At 43.9% G+C, this 21,354-nt stretch carries 18 protein-coding genes; 4 read left to right on the top strand and 14 right to left on the bottom strand.

What is annotated here, in order from left to right; translation table 11 throughout:
• Positions 1-10: 10 nt before the first annotated feature.
• Positions 11-388 carry an iron-molybdenum cofactor biosynthesis protein gene (locus ISR87_09515; protein ID MBL7025684.1) on the bottom strand — a complete coding sequence of 126 codons (378 nt, stop codon included), beginning with the start codon at positions 386-388 and terminating at the stop codon, positions 11-13.
• A 379-nt stretch (positions 389-767) separates the two neighbouring features.
• Between ISR87_09515 and ISR87_09510 the strand changes: the two genes are divergently transcribed.
• The 4 genes from ISR87_09510 to ISR87_09495 all read left to right on the top strand — a co-directional run bounded on the left by ISR87_09510 (position 768) and on the right by ISR87_09495 (position 7,028).
• Positions 768-1,337, top strand: coding sequence for a cytochrome c family protein (locus tag ISR87_09510; GenBank protein ID MBL7025683.1), 570 nt, complete (start codon positions 768-770; stop codon positions 1,335-1,337).
• A gap of 12 nt (positions 1,338-1,349) precedes the next feature.
• Positions 1,350-2,363 (top strand): hypothetical protein, encoded by a 1,014-nt coding sequence (locus tag ISR87_09505; protein MBL7025682.1) that lies wholly within the window; start codon positions 1,350-1,352, stop codon positions 2,361-2,363.
• A gap of 29 nt (positions 2,364-2,392) precedes the next feature.
• On the top strand, positions 2,393-4,315 hold the full coding sequence (locus ISR87_09500; protein MBL7025681.1) for a hypothetical protein: 1,923 nt from the start codon (positions 2,393-2,395) through the stop codon (positions 4,313-4,315).
• Positions 4,316-4,736: 421 nt separating this feature from the next.
• A complete protein-coding gene (locus tag ISR87_09495; GenBank protein MBL7025680.1) occupies positions 4,737-7,028 on the top strand; it encodes an adenylate/guanylate cyclase domain-containing protein in 2,292 nt (763 codons plus the stop codon).
• Positions 7,029-7,548: 520 nt separating this feature from the next.
• Here ISR87_09495 and ISR87_09490 read toward each other — a convergent pair.
• The 13 genes from ISR87_09490 to ISR87_09430 all read right to left on the bottom strand — a co-directional run bounded on the left by ISR87_09490 (position 7,549) and on the right by ISR87_09430 (position 21,248).
• Positions 7,549-9,177, bottom strand: coding sequence for a hypothetical protein (locus ISR87_09490; GenBank protein MBL7025679.1), 1,629 nt, complete (start codon positions 9,175-9,177; stop codon positions 7,549-7,551).
• Positions 9,174-10,811 carry a hypothetical protein gene (locus ISR87_09485; GenBank protein ID MBL7025678.1) on the bottom strand — a complete coding sequence of 546 codons (1,638 nt, stop codon included), beginning with the start codon at positions 10,809-10,811 and terminating at the stop codon, positions 9,174-9,176. The genes ISR87_09490 and ISR87_09485 overlap by 4 nt, the downstream gene beginning before the upstream one ends.
• An 8-nt stretch (positions 10,812-10,819) precedes the next feature.
• Complete coding sequence (locus tag ISR87_09480) at positions 10,820-11,791, bottom strand: 6-bladed beta-propeller (GenBank protein ID MBL7025677.1); 972 nt, start codon at positions 11,789-11,791, stop codon at positions 10,820-10,822.
• 64 nt (positions 11,792-11,855) lie between these two features.
• Positions 11,856-13,952, bottom strand: coding sequence for a cytochrome c3 family protein (locus ISR87_09475; GenBank protein MBL7025676.1), 2,097 nt, complete (start codon positions 13,950-13,952; stop codon positions 11,856-11,858).
• Positions 13,949-14,824, bottom strand: coding sequence for a hypothetical protein (locus ISR87_09470; protein MBL7025675.1), 876 nt, complete (start codon positions 14,822-14,824; stop codon positions 13,949-13,951). The genes ISR87_09475 and ISR87_09470 overlap by 4 nt, the downstream gene beginning before the upstream one ends.
• Before the next feature lie 21 nt (positions 14,825-14,845).
• On the bottom strand, positions 14,846-15,643 hold the full coding sequence (locus ISR87_09465) for a hypothetical protein (protein ID MBL7025674.1): 798 nt from the start codon (positions 15,641-15,643) through the stop codon (positions 14,846-14,848).
• Positions 15,640-16,332, bottom strand: a complete 693-nt coding sequence (locus ISR87_09460) for a cytochrome b/b6 domain-containing protein (protein MBL7025673.1) — start codon at positions 16,330-16,332, stop codon at positions 15,640-15,642. Before ISR87_09460 ends, ISR87_09465 begins: the two co-directional genes overlap by 4 nt.
• Entirely contained in the window at positions 16,329-17,354 is a 1,026-nt protein-coding gene (locus tag ISR87_09455; protein ID MBL7025672.1) for a hypothetical protein, read from the bottom strand. The genes ISR87_09460 and ISR87_09455 overlap by 4 nt, the downstream gene beginning before the upstream one ends.
• Positions 17,335-18,195, bottom strand: a complete 861-nt coding sequence (locus ISR87_09450) for a hypothetical protein (GenBank protein ID MBL7025671.1) — start codon at positions 18,193-18,195, stop codon at positions 17,335-17,337. The genes ISR87_09455 and ISR87_09450 overlap by 20 nt, the downstream gene beginning before the upstream one ends.
• Positions 18,196-18,215: 20 nt before the next feature.
• Positions 18,216-19,172 carry a rhodanese-like domain-containing protein gene (locus tag ISR87_09445; GenBank protein ID MBL7025670.1) on the bottom strand — a complete coding sequence of 319 codons (957 nt, stop codon included), beginning with the start codon at positions 19,170-19,172 and terminating at the stop codon, positions 18,216-18,218.
• 46 nt (positions 19,173-19,218) lie between these two features.
• Positions 19,219-20,568: a hypothetical protein gene (locus ISR87_09440; GenBank protein ID MBL7025669.1), complete on the bottom strand. Its 1,350-nt coding sequence runs from the start codon at positions 20,566-20,568 to the stop codon at positions 19,219-19,221.
• Positions 20,569-20,580: 12 nt separating this feature from the next.
• A complete protein-coding gene (locus ISR87_09435; GenBank protein MBL7025668.1) occupies positions 20,581-20,787 on the bottom strand; it encodes a hypothetical protein in 207 nt (68 codons plus the stop codon).
• Positions 20,778-21,248, bottom strand: coding sequence for a MerR family transcriptional regulator (locus tag ISR87_09430; GenBank protein MBL7025667.1), 471 nt, complete (start codon positions 21,246-21,248; stop codon positions 20,778-20,780). Before ISR87_09430 ends, ISR87_09435 begins: the two co-directional genes overlap by 10 nt.
• Positions 21,249-21,354: the final 106 nt, after the last annotated feature.

The following is a 21,354-nucleotide window of genomic DNA, read 5'->3' as shown; positions in this document are numbered from 1 at the left end:
ATATTGCTGGTTAGTGGATACACCCCTTTTCCGGATTGTCGATCAAGGTGCCGGATACATAAGCAGAAAGTGCATCATCAACTGTTGGTATGTCAGTAATCAATGATTCGATGTTGGCTCCACGAAGGTCTTCGTATATGCGACGACCCATACCTCTGGCAATGACCACATCGCAATCCTTCAAAGCTGCCAGGATTCCCTCATGGGAATGTCCATGTCCTCCCTCGTGCTGATGCTCACCTTGCTGCAGATGATGGGTAAAGACGTTTTCACGATAGTCCTTTGATTTAATTGTTCCATCAATTAGTTCAGCAATCACGAATCCCTTGGTCCTGCCAAAATGCTGTGCTATTGATCTTTGGTCGTTGGATGCGATCCCAATTTTCATATATACCTCTTTTCATAATTTGTGTTATGGTTAAACATCGGCATCAATATAACTGCTATTTAGCAAGTAATTAGCTGATTGTTTTCATTAGAGTAATTTGGTTGCTACTAGTTGGTTTTGTACCTCATTGCAACCCTTGTTACACACACATAACAAAGAGGCCTAAGTATTTATTATTATTCACAGATAAAAATACTTATATTCGACGATTCGACCCACCGTTCGACGTGATATAATCTGCTGATTGGCACATTATTTGTTATAATTAAGTTTGCGTTTAATCATGTAATATGAGTGCGGGGAAAAAATGTTATTCACTTATACATTATCTAGATCACTAATAAAATCAATAATTTGGGTTTACTGAAAGGACTGTATCATGAAAAAAATGCTTATTGTGCTATTAATCTTAAGTGTGGGGATGGTTTATTCTCAAACAGATACTGCAGAATATGTCGGCTCAAAAAAATGTAAAATCTGCCACAGCAAGGAAGAAGTGGGTTCTCAGTACTCAATCTGGGAAAACGGCCCCCATGCTCGCTCTATGGAATCATTGAAAACCGATGCAGCGAAGGCAATTGCCAAGAAAATGGGGCTGAAAGTAGCACCCGATCAAGCTCCAGAATGTCTGTCCTGTCATGCTACTGGTTGGGGAAGCGAGTCTGGATATCAGATCACTGTTGACCCGCTGGATAAAAAGGCTGTCAAGCTGAACGAGGATCTGGCAAGTGTAGGTTGTGAATCCTGTCATGGTGCAGGCAGTCTCTACAAATCTAAGAAAACAAAGGCCGCCATTGCAGATGGTACTATCACCCGCGAATCTGTAAATCTCCTGACCATCTCAGAAAAATCATGTACGGTGTGTCACAATAAAAAATCACCGACCTATAAGCCATTTGATTATGCGGTTCGTATCAAGGAAGTTTCTCATCCAGCACCTGGAAAATAGAGAGACAACTGAATGAAAGTCAGAATAGGCTCTCTGCTTCTCCTCCTCTGCCTCGGCATCTCCATTGGACAGACCAAGCAGGTCACTGTCGATATACCAGATAAAATTGAAATTGGTTTATTGGAGAACATTTTCAATCCAGTCCTATTCGACCACAAACTCCATGCCGATATGACAAAAATGGGTGGGGGGTGTAATACCTGTCACCACCATGGTTCCGAAGGTGTTTACGAACCCTGTGCAGACTGTCATGTGAGCGAAGAAGAAAATGCTTCCATGACCATGCCCACCATTAACGGTGCCTATCACCGGAATTGTCTGAACTGCCACCAGAGTTGGACTGGAGACAAGGTTTGTGAAACCTGTCATGTTCAGAAAAAACTGAGATTCAATATTCGTAAAAAACTGGATTCAACTGATCTTTTAGCTCATCATCATGAAGAAATCATTGTACCCAATATCTTCAACTTTGTATCCCCAAAGAGCAAGCAAAAGCCAGTTGTGTTCCAGCACAAAGAGCATGTCGAGTTGTATAGATTTAAGTGTGAACATTGTCACAGACAGACCAATTGTGCAACCTGTCATAACTACACCCCCTCCAAGAATAAAAAGGTGAGGTCATTAGCTATTCACCACGACCCCTGTAGTCAATGTCATGATACGGGAATAGAGACGGGATGTGAATTATGCCATCGGAGTACAGCCTCAAAGGGCTTTACTCACAGCAACACGGGCTGGGAGCTGAACAAACATCACCAACCCCTGAAGTGCAATCAATGCCATGTTGGCCAAGAACCAATCACCGCGTTGGACAATACCTGTACAACCTGCCATACCAATTTTGAGGTGGACTCGTTTGATCACGCTGTGACCGGATTGCAATTGAGTGAAGACCACGAAGAAATAGACTGTTATGAATGTCATACTGATGATCAATATGATATCACGCCATCTTGTGTGGAATGTCACGATGAAGATTTGAGTTTTCCCACAGATATTCCTGGAGAATTAATCAAGCTTAAATAAGCCCTTAGATGGAGAAGGTCCACATTCTTATGCGATTCACGATTAAAAACATCTTCCCCTGGTTCATTTTGCTCCTGTTCATTGTACCTGCTTTTGCCCAGGATGATGATTATGAACCCATTGATAGTGACCAATGTATCGACTGTCATGAAACCAGTGAGATGGAAACAATCATTCAGGATGATTTGGATGGTTCTATTCATGAGGGGATGGAATGTCTTGATTGTCATATCCATCATGATACCAGCCCACACACTCCAGAAGCTGAAAATTTTGTTGCTGGTTGTGAAGGTTGCCGGGATTGTCATGATGATGCCTCAGAACAATATCAGTCACATGGACGTTCCGTAAAGGGTGAGTGCAAGGATATGCCGACTTGTTCCGATTGTCACGGCGATCACAATATCCTTCCCAGCAGCATGAAAAACTCCAGTGTCAACCCGACCAACCTGGCAAATACATGCGGCAATTGTCATGAGAACATCGACCTGGTCAAACGCTATGATATCCTCATTGAACACCCTGTGGCTATGTACAATAGCAGTGTCCATGGCAAGGCCACTGGCAGAGGCAATACAAAAGCAGCTTCCTGCGATGATTGCCACTCTTCAGGAGGTTCTTCCCATGGGATATATCCTCCAACTAATCCAGAATCCTCCATTTATCATCTTAATATTCCAACCACCTGCGGGAAATGTCACCCGGCAGAAGCCAAAGACTATTGGGAAGGTATTCATGGTAAAATGGCCAAACGCGGGATGGCCAACGCCCCGGTCTGTACCAATTGCCACGGCGAACACGGTATCATCTCACCTTCTGATCCCAGATCTCCTGTCTCTAAGCTTCGGGTTGCTTCAGCCACCTGTGAGCCCTGTCATGAGTCCACGGTTCTCAATGAACGTTTAGGGACCAAACGTGGCAAGGTCAGTAGTTATGTTGATAGTTATCATGGACTGAAAAGTATGTCCGGCGACATCCATGTTGCAAACTGTGAATCCTGCCATGGTGCACACAGGATTTTACCCAGCACGGATTCTACCTCATCCATTCATCCAAATAATCTGGCGACGACCTGTGGCGAGTGTCATCCCGGAATGAGTGACAAGCTTGCCGCAGTAACCATCCATGGTATGGGTGATACAGACCCACGAGCGCCTCTGGCAGTACTTATCGAGAAAATCTACATTCTACTCATCGCTGTAACCATTGGTGGGATGTTCCTGCATACTGTCCTGGACTACTTAAAACAAGTACGCATGACAATGAAAGGACCTTCAGTTCGGCGCATGCGAGGTTTGGAAGTCGTGCAACACACCGCATTGCTGGTATCCTTCTTTACGCTGGTGGTTTCAGGTTTCTCCCTGCGCTTCAATGAATCCTGGATTGCTGAGTTCTTCTTTGGCTGGGAAGGTGGATTTGAATTCAGAGGCGTGGTCCATCGTTATGCAGCGGTCTTTATGATTGTCACTTCTGTATGGCATCTACTCTTCCTGTTCACCAAACGTGGAAAGCAGTTTGTTAAAGATATGGTTCCTGGTTTGCGGGATATTCGTGAGTTCTGGGAAATGGTGCTGTACTTCTTTGACTTTAGAGATCATGAACCACGATTTGGCCGATTTGCCTATGCTGAAAAACTTGAATACTGGGCTGGTGTCTGGGGCAACATAGTCATGATAGGAACCGGTTTGGTGCTCTGGTTTGACAATTTCTTTATTCAGAAATTTTCCAGTGGCTTCATTGATGTCTCCCTGGTCATTCATTATTGGGAAGCCTGGCTGGCAACCCTGGCCATTCTCATCTGGCATCTCTACAACACTGTTTTCAGACCCAGTGTAGCTCCCATGAATACCAGTTGGTTATCAGGTAAGATGCCCAGGCAAATGTTTGAGCATGAGCACGGTGGTGCAGAACCAGACCCTGAGCTCAACCCACCTGAGGTGGAGGAAGATTAAACTGATTTAATCAGAACTCTGACAACCTTAAAAACCCCCAGCTGACATTCAATACAGCTGGGGGTTTTCGTCTCCACCACTCCCCGAGATATTACCTTAGCATCCCTCTATCAAAATCATTCAGGAAACTTTGTCCTGAATAATTTGATGGATCCAATTGATTAAGAGTCAAATGGCTGTGTTGCGTAAGTAGCTATGGTTCAGTGAGTTATGAGATACTGAAACAGTCGGTATCCCGCTGGTATCCCCAATTTTGTAGATATTTCTTGCAAACTAAGAGCACAGGAGTTTCACATAACCTGACTACAATTTGGGATTAGATCAATTACTCAACTATATTCTTCACGTATTCCAATTAACAGAGATCGACTAACTCGGATTCCCGAATTGATCGTCTCAAACATTTTCGGGGATTCTTTTTGTGACCACAAGTCGAAGGAAACTTAGGGCAATAGTTTTTACTGATATTGCAGGATTCACGGCGCTCTCTGCCAAGGATGAAACAAAGAGCCTCGCACTTCTTGATAGACAGCGTGAGCTCCTAAAACCAATTGTTACAAAATATGAAGGTCAATGGATTAAGGAAATCGGGGATGGTCTTCTGCTGTGTTTTGAGAGCTCAATCCAAGCATTAGACTGCTCAATTGAAATTCAAAAAACACTAAAAGAGGAGCCTGGGCTAAATCTGAGAATCGGTATACACCAAGGTGATATTTTTGAGAAAGATGGTGATGTCTTTGGAGACGATGTCAATGTAGCATCACGAATTGAGCCCTTTTCTGCGGTTGGTGGAATTGCCATTTCAGATAAGGTGCAGCACGATATATCAGGAAGTCCAGTTTACGAGATCAAGTTTGTTGGGCAACCAAAACTCAAGGGAGTGAAACAAGATATTCGTGTTTATTGTCTCACTTCACACGGATTAACCCCAACAAAACTTTCTGATGTATCAGCAAAGCTTGAAAGTCAACCAGGATGGTGGATCAGGTACGCCTCATCTGGAACCATTGCAATATTGGTGGTGGTGTATATAGTAATAGCCCGCGGCAATGAGCTTCCATCAGTTGGTGTTCTTCACATCCAAAATCTGAATAATAGCGCTGAGGAGTATTGGACACGGGGCGTGACTGAGGATTTAATTATTGAGTTGGCGAGTACTGGATTGGTTAGAATCCCACCGCTCGCGGATATTCTCAGGTTCGGCACAATAGATTTCTCAACACAAGACATAGCTAATCAACTTGGTGTAGAGCATCTTCTTGTGACAAGCATGCTACTTGAGGATAGGATCGTTAACTTTAGAGCCCAACTGGTGAATCCTGCGATAGGTTCGGTTGTTTACGCTAACAAATGGAATCAACCTGTCGACAGTCTCGCTCCTATATCGAAACAACTAACATCGGGCATACTTAATAGTCTGGGTGTCAAAGATCGAAGTATACACCTGACTTCAATCCCTCATCCCGAAGCATATGAACTATATCTAAAGGGAAAGTATATATATGATAATCGCCAAAATCTTGGAGATTTAGAGCAATCCCAATCACTATTCAGGGAATCCTTAGAAATAGACAAGAATTTAATTGATGCCCAGATCTACCTGGGTAAGAGTTTTTTTGACAGGGGTAACTACACAGAGGCTCTCAACATTTTTCAGGACTGCTATACTCGCTCTGTAGAACTTGGAAACAGTAGGTACATTGCTGAATCACTAGTGAATATCAGTTCGATTTTCAACAAATGGAGCAAACACATTGATGGTCTTGAGTATTCCAAGCAAGCGCTTGAACAGATTAAAGAAGTGAATGATTTACACACTGAGATTTCGGTTCATAACGCATTAGGTGAATCGTACATATCAATATTAAAGGACTGGAAGTATACCGAACTTAAGAAGGCTAAAAGGCATTTTAAGGTTGCACATCGTATTGCTCAAAAAAACGGTTTTATGTCCGAAGAGGCCACTGCGCTTTTGAAGCTAGCAGAAATAGAAAAGGCGAAGGCACATAATTGGGGGATGGTGTTCCAGAATAAGGTGATGTCGCAAGGGATTTCACGGAATCGATTGGACATAGAATACATTGAGCTTTTTGAGGATTACCACAATTCTAAATGGAGAACATTGCTCGAAAATAGTATCGAGATCAACAAGTCAATTAAGAGTAAAGCTCGTTTAGCTAGAGCCTATTATGCAATGACAGAATTAAGCCACGATGAAAAAGGTGCTAATACTGATGCAGGCTCTTATTGCGAGAAGGCATTAAGATTAGCGGAAGAAATTGGGGATAAAGCATTTCAGGTAGATTGTTATAATAAGCTCTGGATATATATTGAAAATTTTGAAGCTCTAGATGTAGAGTCTGAGAATTTTCTTATTCAAGAGCAATTACTTAAGACTGCCTATGCAATTGCACAGGATATAGATTATGGTGAAGGTGTGTTTTGGTCAGCCGATTACTTGGCTCTTATTTACAGTATGGGTGGAATGCTTAATTTGGCGCTTGAATATCAAAAAATCGCGCTAAATAAGGCAATATACATGGATATTAAAGATTTTGTTAAAGCAGAAGAGACATCGCTTCAGGGACTTGAAGTATGGATGAAGAATCTTCGAGCTGAGGGTTTTGATCTAGATCTTCCTTATGGGAATCAGTTAATGGAACGCAAGCGTCAAGAGCAAGAAAACAGCTCGAATGACAGCTTGAATAATTAGCCTCCCTGCTTTGCTTGCAGAATCGATCCTCTCTTCTGCCCTCGGATAACAGATCCGACGCCTGAGTCATGCGAAGTCAATCCAGGTAAGGATTTAGGAGGGTTGATGTATAGCGGTATCCCAGATGTATCCCCAATTCTGGACGATATGATCTCTTATGACCCGTTATGACCCAACTTCAAGATTTCGGTGACGAATGCCCTAAAACCACAAAACCCTTGCAGGGCTTACCCTGCAAGGGTTTCTCTTTGTACACCGCCTCCCCCTACGCTCTACGAGCTACGGCGGGACAGGCAGGACTCGACCCTGGAACCAATTGATTAAGGGTCGATTGCTTCTTGTTCTCAAGCTCCTGGTATTGCTGATTTCCGGAGATTGGGCGAAACAAAACCCCGAATGGATCAAGCCTAGTGTAGATACAAGATTCAGGGACATAAAGGAATCCCGGACTATAGCTAAACTCTATAATCCAGGATAATATTCGTAATTAAATGATTCTAGACGATGTGCAGGGCTTCGACTAGTAGACATCCCTCAAATGCTTGGCATCATGACACTTCAGCGTACAGGTTCCATGTCCTGGTTCCAAACCTTCCACCTGCTTCTCCCCGTTGATGCTGGTAATGTGAGACTGATTCAAATCAATGAGACCAGGGGAATCAACACTACCATGTGGATTGTGACAAGCGGAACAACTATAACCAGCCCTATTGATATGGATATTATGGAATTTGAAGCCATCATTTCCGGTAATCTTGCGCTGGTCATGACATTTAAAACAAAGTTCCTGCTCATCAATGCTGGCATAGGGGAAGTCACTGTAAGGTGCTTTGAGAATATGGGGCAAACTTGAACCGTGAGGACCCTGAGGGCCATAGGGATCGTCATTCCCATGACAATCAGAACAAGTGATTAGGGATTGTTCACTCCACCCATCTTTCAAACTTGGGACACGCTGTGACAATCCGATACTTTCAATGGGATGGAAGCTTCGATTCCCTACGCTGAGGAGTCTGGCAACATCATTACCAGGATTTGCGTTCTGATTTTGGCCATGACATTTGTAACAAACTTCATACTCATAATCAACCTGATTTTTCCGAAAGCCGATAGCATCAACACCTTCAACAAAGGCCAGACTTCCATCGAGGACAGGCGAAATATTTTTTTCAGTTACTGCATGTGGATTGTGGCAATCACCACAACGGACAAAACGATCGTCAGCTAAACCAAAATTCCATGGAGAGTCTGTATCAGAATCGTAGCCTACATCGGTGACATTGGGATTGATACGGATGGGATGGGTAAATGGCTTTTCAAATACTTCTTCAAGATTCTTTATGCTGGCGATTTCCGTATCTTCGTCAGTCCTTCCATCATGGCAGCTCAGACAAAGTGTGTTTTCATCGGCCTTAAGTAATTTTGCATTAGTAGGTAAGGTATGGATGGAGTGGCATTGCAGACAGGCAACTTCCTCAAGCTCAGCATGCAAGGGATTCTGGGGATTCCCATGTGTAGACATTTCCCAGTTCTGCATATGATGGCATTCCATGCAAATTTCAGAGCCCTGGTTTGATACTCTCAGAAAATGACCCTTCTCATTGTTATGAGGATCATGGCAGGTGATACAACCAACCTGATTCTGATTGGTGAGCATCAATGCTGAAGATTCATCAGGATGACTGATTTCCTTCCCTGATTTGGGGAAATTGAAAAGGTGCATGTTATAATTTGCTGGTGCCCGAGCCTCAGAAGCAGTCATGTTAACCTGGGGGTGCTTCTGGTCACCACGATGAGGGAAACTGCGAGCCATTGATCCATCATGACAGGATAGACAATTCCGACTGCCTGGATCCAGGGTGTGAACATGCTCATCTCCAGCGTCTATTTCTTTATTTATATCGAATCTTGGAATTGAGATCTTTCGATACCACAGGGGTTCAACAGCAGTAGCCTTATTGGGCACATGACATGAACGACACAGGGAGAAATCAACAAGAACACTATCCAGCATGAGCCCATTTTTATTCATCATCAGGTTATGGGGAGTTGCTGCAATCTTACTCTTACTCCGCAGATCCTCAAGCCCTTGACCCATTAGGGACACGGCTAGTACACAAAGAATTGGAATAAATTTTAGCTTGATCATAGTTGCCTCACAAAACGCATCCATACTGAGAATTTTTCATCAAATATGGTATCGGGTTTACCCTGAGCTTGAACTTCAAGTGCCCAATTGAAATAGTGCATATTCACTTTTATAAATGAATTAAGCCAGAGATAGTCAGGATAGATTTCAGATTGATAACGATACATGCTGATCAAATTCAAACTACTGCCAGGAGACATATGATAGGTGAGGCGTGTATTCATGTGAAGACGTAAATCACTCTCGTCACCCAGATCACTTATAGCCAGATGATCCAGAGAGGCTCTCAGCTTGCGTTTTACGTATTTAAATTGAATGTTGTGTGTGATGGCATTGCGCAAGGTATCCTCTGAAAAATCGAGATCCGTTCCAAAATGATTCAATAGCCCGAAGGTGTTGGCGACTTGAACTTTTTGACCCGGCCACAGATCAACGGTTAAATCCAATCGATGGTCAATATCATATTGTGGATCCTCGCTTACGCCATCCTGCCCAATAAATATTTCACCTTCTGAATGATCACTTACGCCAACGCGTAATTTTCGATTCTGTAAAAGCGGGATACGTTCCTCTAATTCAAAGCGCATATCAAGACCGGATCCAAATCGGTATGATTCCTTATATCCAAACTGGAACACACCCAGAGCAGTAGACCGGTTGCCAAGACGCCAATGCACTCCGGCGAGATAAGCTCTCCAATGGAATTGGGGATCCCCGCTAATCGGTTTGACCTTACTCCCCTCGGTAAGCAGTTGAAAGGCCATGGTCTCACTTTTTTTCCATCTGTAATCGACATCATAAGTTTGTGTGTTGAGATAGCTGCCACGATAGGCTGCCTGCTGATTGTTGAAGTGTGCCCAGACAGTGGAACGGTTGGATAACTGATAGTTTACACGCTGGTAAACACGCCAATAGGCATTTCCGCCATAATTATACACGGAATTTATTGCTGTCCAGTTTAAGCCCTTTGAAGGGCTTCCGTACCACTGAATGGACATGTTGGATCTGTCGTCGTCCCCGCTTGTAACCTCATTGGTGATCAAATCTTTTTCGCCACGAAAACGGAACTGTAACCCCAGGAGTTTTTGTTCGAGATGAAGTTTAGCAAATTGGTGGTCTATTGTGTTGGTGTCTCGTTTGGAATTTCTGAATCCATAGGCTAGAAGTAATCGTCCGTTATTGGGGAGGCTGGAACGAAATTGAAGCCCACTGACCTGCTCCCTATGCTGGAGGCTATCCTGAGCAATCTGCATGGGATTTCTCAATTGAGAATAGCTGAACATCTCAATGGTGGTTTTTCGAGATGGCTGAAGTTGTGCTTTGGCTTGGAACTCAGGAACAAATTCCGTCATTTCAAGTTGAGAGGATCCTCTGAGGATTCCTCCGCCAGTTAAACTATAGTTAAAATCCAGATAATTAAATTGCTGCTGGATGCCCCAGTTAATGCGTTCCATGTGGACTAAATTGTTATCGGCCCCAGCATCATTCGAGAGTATTCCAACTCGACTTTCAACTCTACCCATACTTGTCAAATCAAGTGCGAATACCTGACTGCCAAGCAAAACAATACTGATAACACCTATCACCATTAATCTCATGGGAGGTGTTGTCTGATGTGTATAATTAAGTTTCATGTCCCCGCTCAGTCCTGTGCGAAATAACGAAAAATTTGCACCCTGTTATTAAATGGATCTGCAACAAACAAACGCTGCTCATGATCAATAAATAAATTGCGTGGCATCAGAAATTGACCCGCCCCTGCTCCTGTTTCGCCGAAATAGAAAAGCAGAGCGCCAGCAGGATCAAACATTTGGATGTTTCCAAAAGCAGCATCGCCAACAAATAAAGTACCATCTACTGCAATCGCAATACCCTTTGGAAATGCAAAACTGCCGGGCACCTGATCATATTCACCAAAACTGCCTATGAAATTCAAATCGGGATCATAGTGTTTAACCTTCCTAGCCATCCCATCCAGTACATAAATATTACCATTGGCTGCATCAACTGTGATGGCAATGGGACTCTGTAAAAGACTCTTGGTATGTCCAACCCGTCCCACCTGAGCTAGATATTCACCCCCAGGAGAAAAAATGAAGATTCTATGGGCTGGCGGATCGGCTATGAGTAACCGATTGGAATGTGCATCGTAGCAGAGACCTCCCGGTCTTTGCATATCAGAATGATTCATGGTCCCTAACAGATTAAACTCATAATCAAGGATATGCACGTTGCCACCCATCAAATCACTGACAAAAATATTATTGGGACCCGCTGCAATGGACGTGGGATGTAGAATCTCAGGCAGATGAACTCTTCCACTGTTCAGCCATTCCCCTTCTACTTCAGTATAGATAGAGATAAATCCAGATTCAGACTCAACAATGAGCAGACGTCCTTTTTGATCCACAACCATGTCGGTTGGTTGATTCAGGGTAAATTTTCTCTCTGGTCCCACAATCATACCCAGAAAACGACTGAACAGACCTGCAGGTGTATCCTGAGCTCCCTCAATAACCTGTTCCAGGGTTAGATAGGGCTGTGGCACATCAGCAGGGTAATTCAAGCTCTCACCTAGCTTGCTGCTAGAAGCACAGCCAACAAGTCCAGACATGAAAATCACCATTATAAGTGACATAGCTGTTAAGCGAGTTTTAAAAGATCTGATGACTCTCATCTTAGTATCTCTTTCTCTTAACTGGATCATGGTAGTAGTTGTATTTCCATAATGTGCTTTCGCCGTGGCAATCAGTACAAAGGGTAAGCTGGCTGGGGTTGCGTAAGAATGATGTGAGGTCATTGCCTTCCTGGCCATCATCGCCTCCCTTGCTTCCCAATCCCAACTTTTGAAACTCCGGTTTATAAGACCAGGAATGGGGATTGTGACAGGTAAAGCAATCGATGTGTCCAACGGTCATACTGGGACCAGCTTCGGTAAAGAGGGGGAAGTCCAACCAAACTCCCGTTCCTCGTGCCGGCGGTGTCAGAATGCCAAATTCACGTGGATGGCTGTACCCTTCAACCACCTTGGCTGAGGCTGAACCCTGTTCATTATGACAACTGAAACAATGTTTTTCATTAAAACTTGCACCAGGAGCATCGCCCCATTTTGCCAGAATGCCATATTGCGTCTCAGCATTATGAGGCGCATGGCAAAGACTACAGGCACTCCTGTCTGCTTCAGTCAAATCATGATCTGTATTCAAAATAGTTTCCTGTTCAGGATGACAGTCAAGGCAGAGTTTTGGTTCGGGCCAGTTTGAAATGGTTAGAAATGAATTTCTATCATCTCCCTTCAAATCCACTGTCCGGGAAACCTCAACTTTTTTACCCCATTTGTGGGGGTCATGACAGGTGTTACAGCTAAGTAAGGTTTGTCCATCTTTTTTGTAGCCACGAAGCTTGCTTTTTGATGTAAAAGGCACGCCAATGGGATGGTTGTTATGAACCACTGAAGTTGCAAAGTGTTGGCCATCATGACAGCGCATGCAGAGAACGGTGTATGGATCATCTTCCGTTGATCCTGCCAGAGCATCTGTATGAGCCCCATGACAAACGGTGCATTGACCATGCAAGGTATTTGATTCTCTGAATAACTGTTGGAAACCTTCACGCGCTACACTGTGGTCAGAATTAAACATGCTCGACTGGCTGGCGTGACAAGTCACACACAACTGACCCTGGGCATCATCAGGCAAGCGCAGGAAAGAAGTATATTCAGTACCCTCTTCATTGCCGGCATTCACGGCATGCTTGTTGGAAAATTCCCATTGATGTGGATCGTGACAAGATTTGCAGAGCAATTTGTCGCCAGCTTTGATTCCCAATGCTGGAATATTTTTTCTTAATTTGATATTTGATACGGGGTGACCTGCGTGGGTAAATACTTTTTGCTTGCCTAATCCATTATTACTATGACATCCAACACAGTAGGCATTCTCCCCTGCTTTCGGATCAATTGCCATGGCCCACATATGCTCGGCTTTACCATTGTGGCTCACATGGCAAGCAGCACAGGGGTCATTTCCCCTGAAATCTGGTCCCATATTGCCTGTTTTATTTTTCAAGGAGCTGGCAAGATCATGATCAGTGAGCTTAATGTTAAAATAGGCTTCATGACAAGAGGAGCAGAGTTTGCTGCGATCCTTGCCTACCACACCATTCACAGGTTCTTTCCCATGAATCGGGTGACAGGTCATGCATTCCATAGTACCGTCTTTACCCCAAAACGTACTCTTTGGCATTGTGTTATTTGGAGAGACTTTCACTTTTATTGGATGGTTTTTATGATTTTGAGCCTGATTTGAGTGACAGTTGAGACATAAATCAGAATTTATTTTAGCCTTCCGCAGGAAGGGTGCCAGACCACCTGGACGAGTGGGTTTCAAGCTGTGGGGTGTGTGGCAGGTGCCACAGTAAATCTTGCCATGTTTATCAAGGGGTAAATCTTTGATATCGGCATGCTTCACATCCATGTTCCCCTGATGATTCCCAGAAGAGAATATCTGGCGCGAATCCATCACCGTTCCATCGTGGCAGGTAAAACACATTGCTGCCATGGGAATGCGAGCAGGCATACCTTGAATCTGAATGGGTGCATCTATTTTGGGAAGTAATGATTTTTCAGGATCAATATTGACATGCCAGGTGACATGACAGGTGACACAATCGAGGCTCACTTTGCGGCCATCTGGATTGTGTTGACCAAAGGCAAAAGTATTGCACAGTGCCAGGACAACAAGCGAGATGAATAATCTTTTCAGACTGTTCATCATTTGATCCGCCAAACGCTAACTTTACTGGCGAATGACTCCACGACCCACAGACGGTCTTGTTTATCAATATAGACCCCCATGGGAGCAGATAAGGCGAGCTTTTTCCCATCGTTGGTGGCGATACCTAAATATTTTCCAGAGATGGAAAAGGCTTGAATCGCTCCTGTGTATCCATCAGCCACCCACACCCGGTTTTTTGAATCCAGGGCAACCCCTTTGGGTCTGAATATTTGTCCTTTTTCAACGCCTTGTTTGGCAATGAATTGTGGGTAGCGACCACTGGGTGAGAATGAAACAACTCTGCGGTTGAGGATGTCTCCGATAATGATTCTATTTTCAGGTCCAGCGGCCAGGAAACCTGGATTGATAAATTCACCAACCTTGTCCCCTCTTTTTCCCCAGTAATATTTTTCTTTAAAATTATTATCCAGAACTGTGATAGTATGATTGCGACGATCTGTCACCACCATATTGTCATCCATGCTAATGACGTCAACGGGTTCAGTTTGATGATCAAGCTTGACAACCTGGCTAATCCGTCCGTCCATCCCCATTTTCAGTAGCCGTGAACGGGGTGTGTCTGCAATCCACAGCGCATCATTAATCCAGGCGATTCCAACTGCTTTGAAAATAGATTCTCTTTGTGGTTTGATTACAACCAGCTCACCACTTGCTTTGAGTTGAACCACTCGATCATTCATGCCGTCCAACACAAATACATCACCCTTATCATTACCGCAGATATCGCTGGGGAAGCTAAAGTTAGATTCAATAACTCGGACAGATGAGAAGCTTATATCCTGAGCTTCAAGAGCCTGGACCAGGCAAGAGCAGGTAATCAGAAAAACGACTAGAAGTTTGTTTGCTCTCATGGATTTTCTCGAAATCTTTTACTACTCGAAGACCGGTGGGAAATAGAATGATTCATATTTTTCAACCATTCCTACAACAGCTGAGTGACGCATTTCATTTAATCTTTCACCTTTAAACCCTAAGGCTTCCCAGGGAAATGGTGACGATTCAGAATGGCATTTAGAACAGGTGAGCGCTACTTCCCCTACCAGGGCTTCGGCCTCGTTTCTTACCTGGATTTCATCTACAAGCTTACCAGCGTCAACTGATTTGCGGTATTCCATCAATTTTTCTGTGCTGTAGGGGGTGAAAATTCTGCTTTGAATATTACCATCATAAATCACAGGAAGAATTTTACTAATGAAGTTTTCTGTCCCGGATAGCTGGCCATCGCCATCCCGGGTCAATCCAAAGGGGCCCTGTCGAGTGATGGAATTATCCACACCAAAATCATACCATTCAAATTTTATGGGTCGACCAGACTTTTCGTTCATATGACAGCTCATGCATGACATATATCTTGAGTGTTGGTTGTTGAAAGCCCGTGTTCTCAAGTCTTTTTTATGGGGCCAGAGCGAATGGCAGTTCAGACAATTCTCCTGCTGCTCCATGGGTAGAAAATAGCGTTCTGTTGTTCGATGAAAATGACTCTGACGATTCTCGTAACTATCATAATAGTTGTTGAGCTGCTCCACATAGTCTGGGAAACGGGATTCAGAGAGGACTTCGGTTTCATGAGGAGTATCATGGGAAACAACTGCCTTGATGAGGGTGACGGAAATAAGGGTTCCCAGGACGAGAGCCAGAAAACCATAAAAAACCTTCAACATTGTTTTCATTTTGAAGCCTCCTCTCTGGCTTTGATTTCCTCCAGCTCGAGGGGATGCTCATATTCCATCTCTTCTTCGGACAATGTTCCTTTGTACCAGACCTTATTTGCAGGCCAGATGCGCGGGTTGAAATGGACATTATAAAAATGCCAGATTATGATGGCTAAGAGTGCCAACATGGCTTCATCGCTGTGGGCGATGTAGGCGATCTGAATCACAATACCTGGTAAAAATTTGCTGAATAGTACGGGGAACCACAATATGATTCCGCTTCCTGCCATGATAAACATACCCCAGAACACCGCCCAGTAATCAAATTTCTCAATATATGAGAATTTGTGAAATCTTGGACGCTCATCAGACAGAAATAGAAAGTACTTCAAGTTCTCTTTGATGTTCCTGCCATCTCTTCCATTGGGTAGGAGATGCATTTCAGCGAGAGAGGGTCTATTTTTGAAGAGATTGTAGCCGACATAAAGAATATGAAAGGCAAAATCAAGAATCATGACTGCTGCAGCGAACCGGTGAACAATACGGGTATTTTCAATCCCTCCAGCGGCTGACATGACGAAACTCCAAAATTCGCTTTCAGGAAACTTGATGGGGAATCCGGTCAGAACCAATATGATAAAAGGTACAAACATGAAAATGTGTTGCAAACGCTGACTGAGAGTAAAACGTGTATAGTCTTGACTCATTTTCCCTTCCTCCGCATCCAGATATCACCGAGCCAGCGTCCAAAATCGAGGAAAATGTGAGCAAAGAGCAAGGCCATGGTACCAGCGGTTAATATTATGAATCCCCATTCTACAAAGAAAAGGATGGGATTGTTTTGAGATGTCGGTTCTGAGTGAATTGCAGACGCAGCAAATTTGCTGGATACATTGGAATGACAATAGCTGTTTGCACTACAAGTTTGTTGAATATTATTGGGGTGAATACTTGAGTTGGGGTCTTTTGCAGGAAGGTTTAAATGGTTGCGGTGACAATCCATGCAATTGGCAACCTCATCCAGACCGCGTTTCAGCGCTTTACCATGGAAGTGTCTTTCATAACCACCAACCTGAGTCAGGTTGACGTCAAATTGTTTCATATGGCCCTGATCAGCGTGGCAGGATGAACACAATTCTACGACATTGATAGAGGCTTGAGCAGTCCTGTGACCAGAATGGGAACTCACATGCAGAATCACACCTGCAAGACCCGCCCCTTCATGGCATCGGGCACAATGCTGACTACTTTCTTGTAGTGCAGCATTATTGATAACATTCCGAAATGTATTTGAGTGGCAGTATTTACAATCAGGTTTGGCCGCATTTTTTTCATCGGAATATTCAGGATTGGAACCATGGGCACTGATAGCATGTGCATCTGCCTGCTCAGCATGTGAGTAACCAGTAAGAGCAAATGGTTTTGTAATGTGACAGGATTTATAGCATTGAACTTTAGCCACTTGTTCAGGGTGTGGAAAGACGTTGATATCCGTGTGACAATCTCTGCAGATAACATTTCTGTGCGTTGAATGGCTGTAAGCATCCGAGGCAATTTCGAAGCTTCGTAGTCCGTCTGCTGGTGTAGCAATTCCCAACAGAGCCAGCCCATGGCATAAATTGCAGTTTTCAGCATCGGCCTGTTGAGCCGTCACCGAACTGGCAGTCAGCATCAGCAGGGACAGAATCAACACTAGCAATGTGGAAGGTCTATAGATCGTGGCAGGCATAGCACAATTTCTCTTTTGATAGGCGTAAAAAACGCTGGTTTTCTCCGTCACCCTCGTAAATCACCTGATCGGCTGCAAGGGTCCCCCGGTTGTGAGTATAGTGACAAGTATTACACTGTATAAGATTATCCGCTGAAAGGGGCAAAGTCAGCCCGAATTTTTTTTGTGTTTCATTAAAGCGTTTTACTGTCGCTTTTTTGGATAATTCAATATTTTTACCCTGATGATTCTGTTCGTGAGAATGGAGAGAATGGCACTTGTTGCAGGTGGCAGCCATATCCAACTGCATCTCTCTGGCAATGGTGGGATGATCATCCTTGCTGGGTTGCTTTGCATGACACTGCAAACAGGTTGAATTGTTGATACTGCCATCGGCTTGAACCTGTTTATGGGGATTCATTTTCTTATAGTCAGATTTATTGTGACAATTGTAGCAAAAATCAATCTCTAGTTTATAGGGGCCCCCTCTTAAGAAGGTTCGGTTGGAGCGATCAATTTTGCAGGCGACCTGGTGACAGGTCAGACACCCCAGACTTCCATCGGTATCCAGCTTAAAATTAGTGGAGATGGACACCTTTTTTGACTTGGGGTTGACGTTTTGAAGCGGATGGATCAGGTCATTTACTGCGACAGCAGAATGGCACTGAACACAAATATCTTTTTTTAGATTTGCTGCGTTTGCTCCAAGTGATTCAGTATGACAAAAAGAGCAGTCTTTGCTCCCGTGTGGATTTTTAACACCTGGAAATGTGAGCTGCCCAAAGAGAAAGCTGGTCAACAAAAGGGAGCCGAATAGAATTCGGCCCCCTCTATTAAAACGATATGAATATGTTTTATTCAAATTGGTTCAATGAATATAAACTATTCCATTGGTAAGTCAGCAGTCAAAGCAGCCCATTTGTGGCTTTCGAGTGCTGAATAGATCATTGAATTTGCACCAAACTTTAAGCTGGTAGCATCATAACCGACTGCTGTCAACCAGGCTGTCATCATGGATGATGTCTGACCGGTCCAGCAATAGGTAACGATTGTCTGTGAAGGATCAAGCATGTCAAGACCATCATTGGCAATTGTCAGTGTTCCAGGAGTAACCTGATAGGCACCAGCAATGTGACCATAATGGTCGTAGTCTGTCAATCCCCAGTAGTTAATGATCTGATAGTTTTCAGGTGTTGCCAGGATTGTTGCAGAGGGTGTTCCCTTAAAACCAGCAAGAATGGCATCAACACGTTCTGCAAGAATGGCAGCGCCATCTGTGAGATCAGTGTCAATCACTGGATCATCCATACCTGAAAGCAGGGCAGGTGCAGCAGCAGTTGACCAGTTGGCATTACCTACAGCAATACTGGCAACATTGCCTGACCAGCTATCAAACTGCATGGCCCAGCTGCTCATACCGAACAGAAGTGATTTTGCATCTGTATATCCACTCAAGCGTAGTGCAACAACAGCATGGGCTGCTGATTGACCGCTATAACAGGCCACTACCACTGGAAGATCAGAGGTGTTTTGGGCCTCGACAGTCGTGAGAACATCGGCAAATACAGGACAGTTGACAGCCATAGGAATATGACCTTCAGCGTATTTTTCCGCAGAACGGATGTCCAAAATAAAGTAGTTAGCTTCGTTTCCAGTAAGTGCGGAAGCTGCCATAGTCCATCCGCTTACCACCACATCTGCATCATATGAATTATCGGCCATATATGTGGTCAATGTTTCAAATGCCGTGGCTGTTTCTTCATCATCAGTGTCCTCACAACTTACCATAAGTCCTAGTGACAACACCAATACCAATACTAGTCTCCAATCAAGTTTCATCTTACCTCCTCGTGGCTTAGTTAACTTGTTTTTATTTGACTATTTACTAATGACATGCATTACAATAACTACCATTTGACTGATCTCCCAAACTCGTAAGTGTGTTGAAGGGAATCTCATCACTCAAATCATCATTGGTAATATCGTTCTCCATGTTTTCATCTATTAAATAAAGCGCATCATTGACTGCTGTATAGGCTCCTACATCACCATGCATGTGGCAACTTGTATAGCAATCATCCGTTGTATAATCCTGGTTTGAATTATTTGCCCAGGCAGTATCAACTAAAGTTCTTTCGGTCCAGCGTTGAATATTATGTGGACTGGTATATTTCCAGGTCTCCATATCTTTTGTCTGAGATAGATCCTGTAAATCCCAGGAACCAATATTCCAGTTTTTATAAGCGTCTGGAGAGACTGGTACGTGTCTCACCGTGATCCAGGCTGATTCAGTATGAGGATGACCCGCATCACCATAATAGGGATTGCGACCAATTTTGAACTGGGGATAAACACGATACTCATCTGTATTGTGTTCATTGTACTCGCTTTTCCAGGTACCAGCATGACAGGTGTTACAATTATTATATTGTTGTGAATGACAGACAAAACATGCCAGATCTGGTCCATCAGAGGCATCTGCATTGGGCCAGTGCATGCGGTGATAAGCATTGTCATCCCTGTCGATTTGATGGCAGTCAATACATTCGGGCAAATCAGCTACTTGATAGCGAGAGGTGTATTCAGCATCGCTCTCACCTTCACCATGCATATCTTCCGTATGACAATCCAGACAAGTATAGCCATAATCATTATGAACATCAGGTACATTACCAGGAACACGTTCCTGGTTGGCATTCCAATCATCTCCTACACGAGATCCGTGACAGGCCGTACAGACGTTCTCTTCACTTGGTGTAGCTAAAAATTTGTGGCTATATCCCACTCGTTGCTCAAGAAAACCACCGCCAGCAGCATGGGGACGGCTGATGTGACACTGTCCACAGGTCGTGTGACAGCTATTGCAATCTTTGGCAAAGCCATCTTTAATCTCGGAGGGACATGCTTCAAATGATTCGTACCCATTTCTCAGGGCTACATGTGCTTTTTCACCCCAGAGATTGCTATGCATGCTGGTTTCGTTGCGAGCGACAATGCCTGCGTGACAGCTTCCGCCACTACATCCCAGTTCACCAATTGCAGAAGGATCGCGCATCATCCCCGTGTGAGCCTCGCGAAATGCTGAGGTATCATCTTTTGCATCAACCAATGAAGATCCACCATGACAACCTGCACAACCAATGGCGGCATGAATGGGATCAATATCAGAAAATGAGTTCACACCACGTGTGGCGTTGATTCTGATTAAAACTTTATCCGTGAGTGCCAACGGCACCGCTCCGCCACCTCAGCCAGGTGCCTCAGCTTCTTCCTCATGTGGTTCCAGATTCAACGCATCAATTATATTTGTCAGAGCCGCTCGATTTGTATGGCAACCTTCACAGGTATAATCCGTCAAATCTCCATCGCTGGTAGGATTGATAGCATCACAACTTAAAAATGAAAAACTCCACACAAGCAGTGTAGCAATCCATAATTTTTGTATTAATCGCATTTGAATTTCACCGATAATATTTTTTTTAGATTTTCAACATTGAGGACCTGTTGGTAAACCACACAGGTTCTACAATTTTCTCCGTTGGTTCGACAAGGTGTATTATCAAAATCCCAGCAGGGTCTACAACTTCTGTCTCCAGCAGGACACGTTTTATAGTCTTCCAGGCAACAGGGCTTCATCTCATGACAAGGCAGCATAGATAGGATGTAGCGAATGCCTGCAAAATTCAGTTTGTTTTCATGAATCTGTTTTTGGATACAAACAATCCATTCAATATCAGAATCAGTATAACGTCTGTGACCTGAGTCCAACTTGTGTGGAACGATCAAACCCTCACGTTCATACAAGCGGAGGCTTTCAACTGAAAGGTTCAACCGTTGGGCAACCTCCCGTGGTGTATGATACACTTCACCCTGGGAAGATTCGGCTGCTGACTCAGTATTTGGAATTATGCTCATTAATTTTTCTGTATTCTGAAATACGGTATTTACAAAGGGTGTGCCAAAAGGATGGGCTAACTGCTAATGACTCTCATTTGAGTCAATTATGTAGAGCAGTACCAAC

The sequence above is a fragment of the Candidatus Neomarinimicrobiota bacterium genome (assembly GCA_016784545.1).
GTDB lineage: Bacteria > Fidelibacterota > UBA8477 > UBA8477 > JABMPR01 > JABMPR01.
Note: the sequence above shows the minus strand (reverse complement) of the source record. Positions and strands in the feature narration are given on the sequence as shown.

Bases quoted from the DNA above. Each gene is read 5' to 3' on its own strand.
- ISR87_09515 (MBL7025684.1), bottom strand. From the start codon at position 388: ATGAAAATTGGGATCGCATCCAACGACCAAAGATCAATAGCACAGCAT.
- ISR87_09510 (MBL7025683.1), top strand. From the start codon at position 768: ATGAAAAAAATGCTTATTGTGCTATTAATCTTAAGTGTGGGGATGGTT.
- ISR87_09505 (MBL7025682.1), top strand. From the start codon at position 1,350: ATGAAAGTCAGAATAGGCTCTCTGCTTCTCCTCCTCTGCCTCGGCATC.
- ISR87_09500 (MBL7025681.1), top strand. From the start codon at position 2,393: ATGCGATTCACGATTAAAAACATCTTCCCCTGGTTCATTTTGCTCCTG.
- ISR87_09490 (MBL7025679.1), bottom strand. From the start codon at position 9,177: ATGATCAAGCTAAAATTTATTCCAATTCTTTGTGTACTAGCCGTGTCC.
- ISR87_09485 (MBL7025678.1), bottom strand. From the start codon at position 10,811: ATGAAACTTAATTATACACATCAGACAACACCTCCCATGAGATTAATG.
- ISR87_09480 (MBL7025677.1), bottom strand. From the start codon at position 11,791: ATGTCTGGACTTGTTGGCTGTGCTTCTAGCAGCAAGCTAGGTGAGAGC.
- ISR87_09475 (MBL7025676.1), bottom strand. From the start codon at position 13,952: ATGATGAACAGTCTGAAAAGATTATTCATCTCGCTTGTTGTCCTGGCA.
- ISR87_09470 (MBL7025675.1), bottom strand. From the start codon at position 14,824: ATGAGAGCAAACAAACTTCTAGTCGTTTTTCTGATTACCTGCTCTTGC.
- ISR87_09465 (MBL7025674.1), bottom strand. From the start codon at position 15,643: ATGAAAACAATGTTGAAGGTTTTTTATGGTTTTCTGGCTCTCGTCCTG.
- ISR87_09460 (MBL7025673.1), bottom strand. From the start codon at position 16,332: ATGAGTCAAGACTATACACGTTTTACTCTCAGTCAGCGTTTGCAACAC.
- ISR87_09455 (MBL7025672.1), bottom strand. From the start codon at position 17,354: ATGCCTGCCACGATCTATAGACCTTCCACATTGCTAGTGTTGATTCTG.
- ISR87_09445 (MBL7025670.1), bottom strand. From the start codon at position 19,172: ATGAAACTTGATTGGAGACTAGTATTGGTATTGGTGTTGTCACTAGGA.
- ISR87_09435 (MBL7025668.1), bottom strand. From the start codon at position 20,787: ATGCGATTAATACAAAAATTATGGATTGCTACACTGCTTGTGTGGAGT.
- ISR87_09430 (MBL7025667.1), bottom strand. From the start codon at position 21,248: ATGAGCATAATTCCAAATACTGAGTCAGCAGCCGAATCTTCCCAGGGT.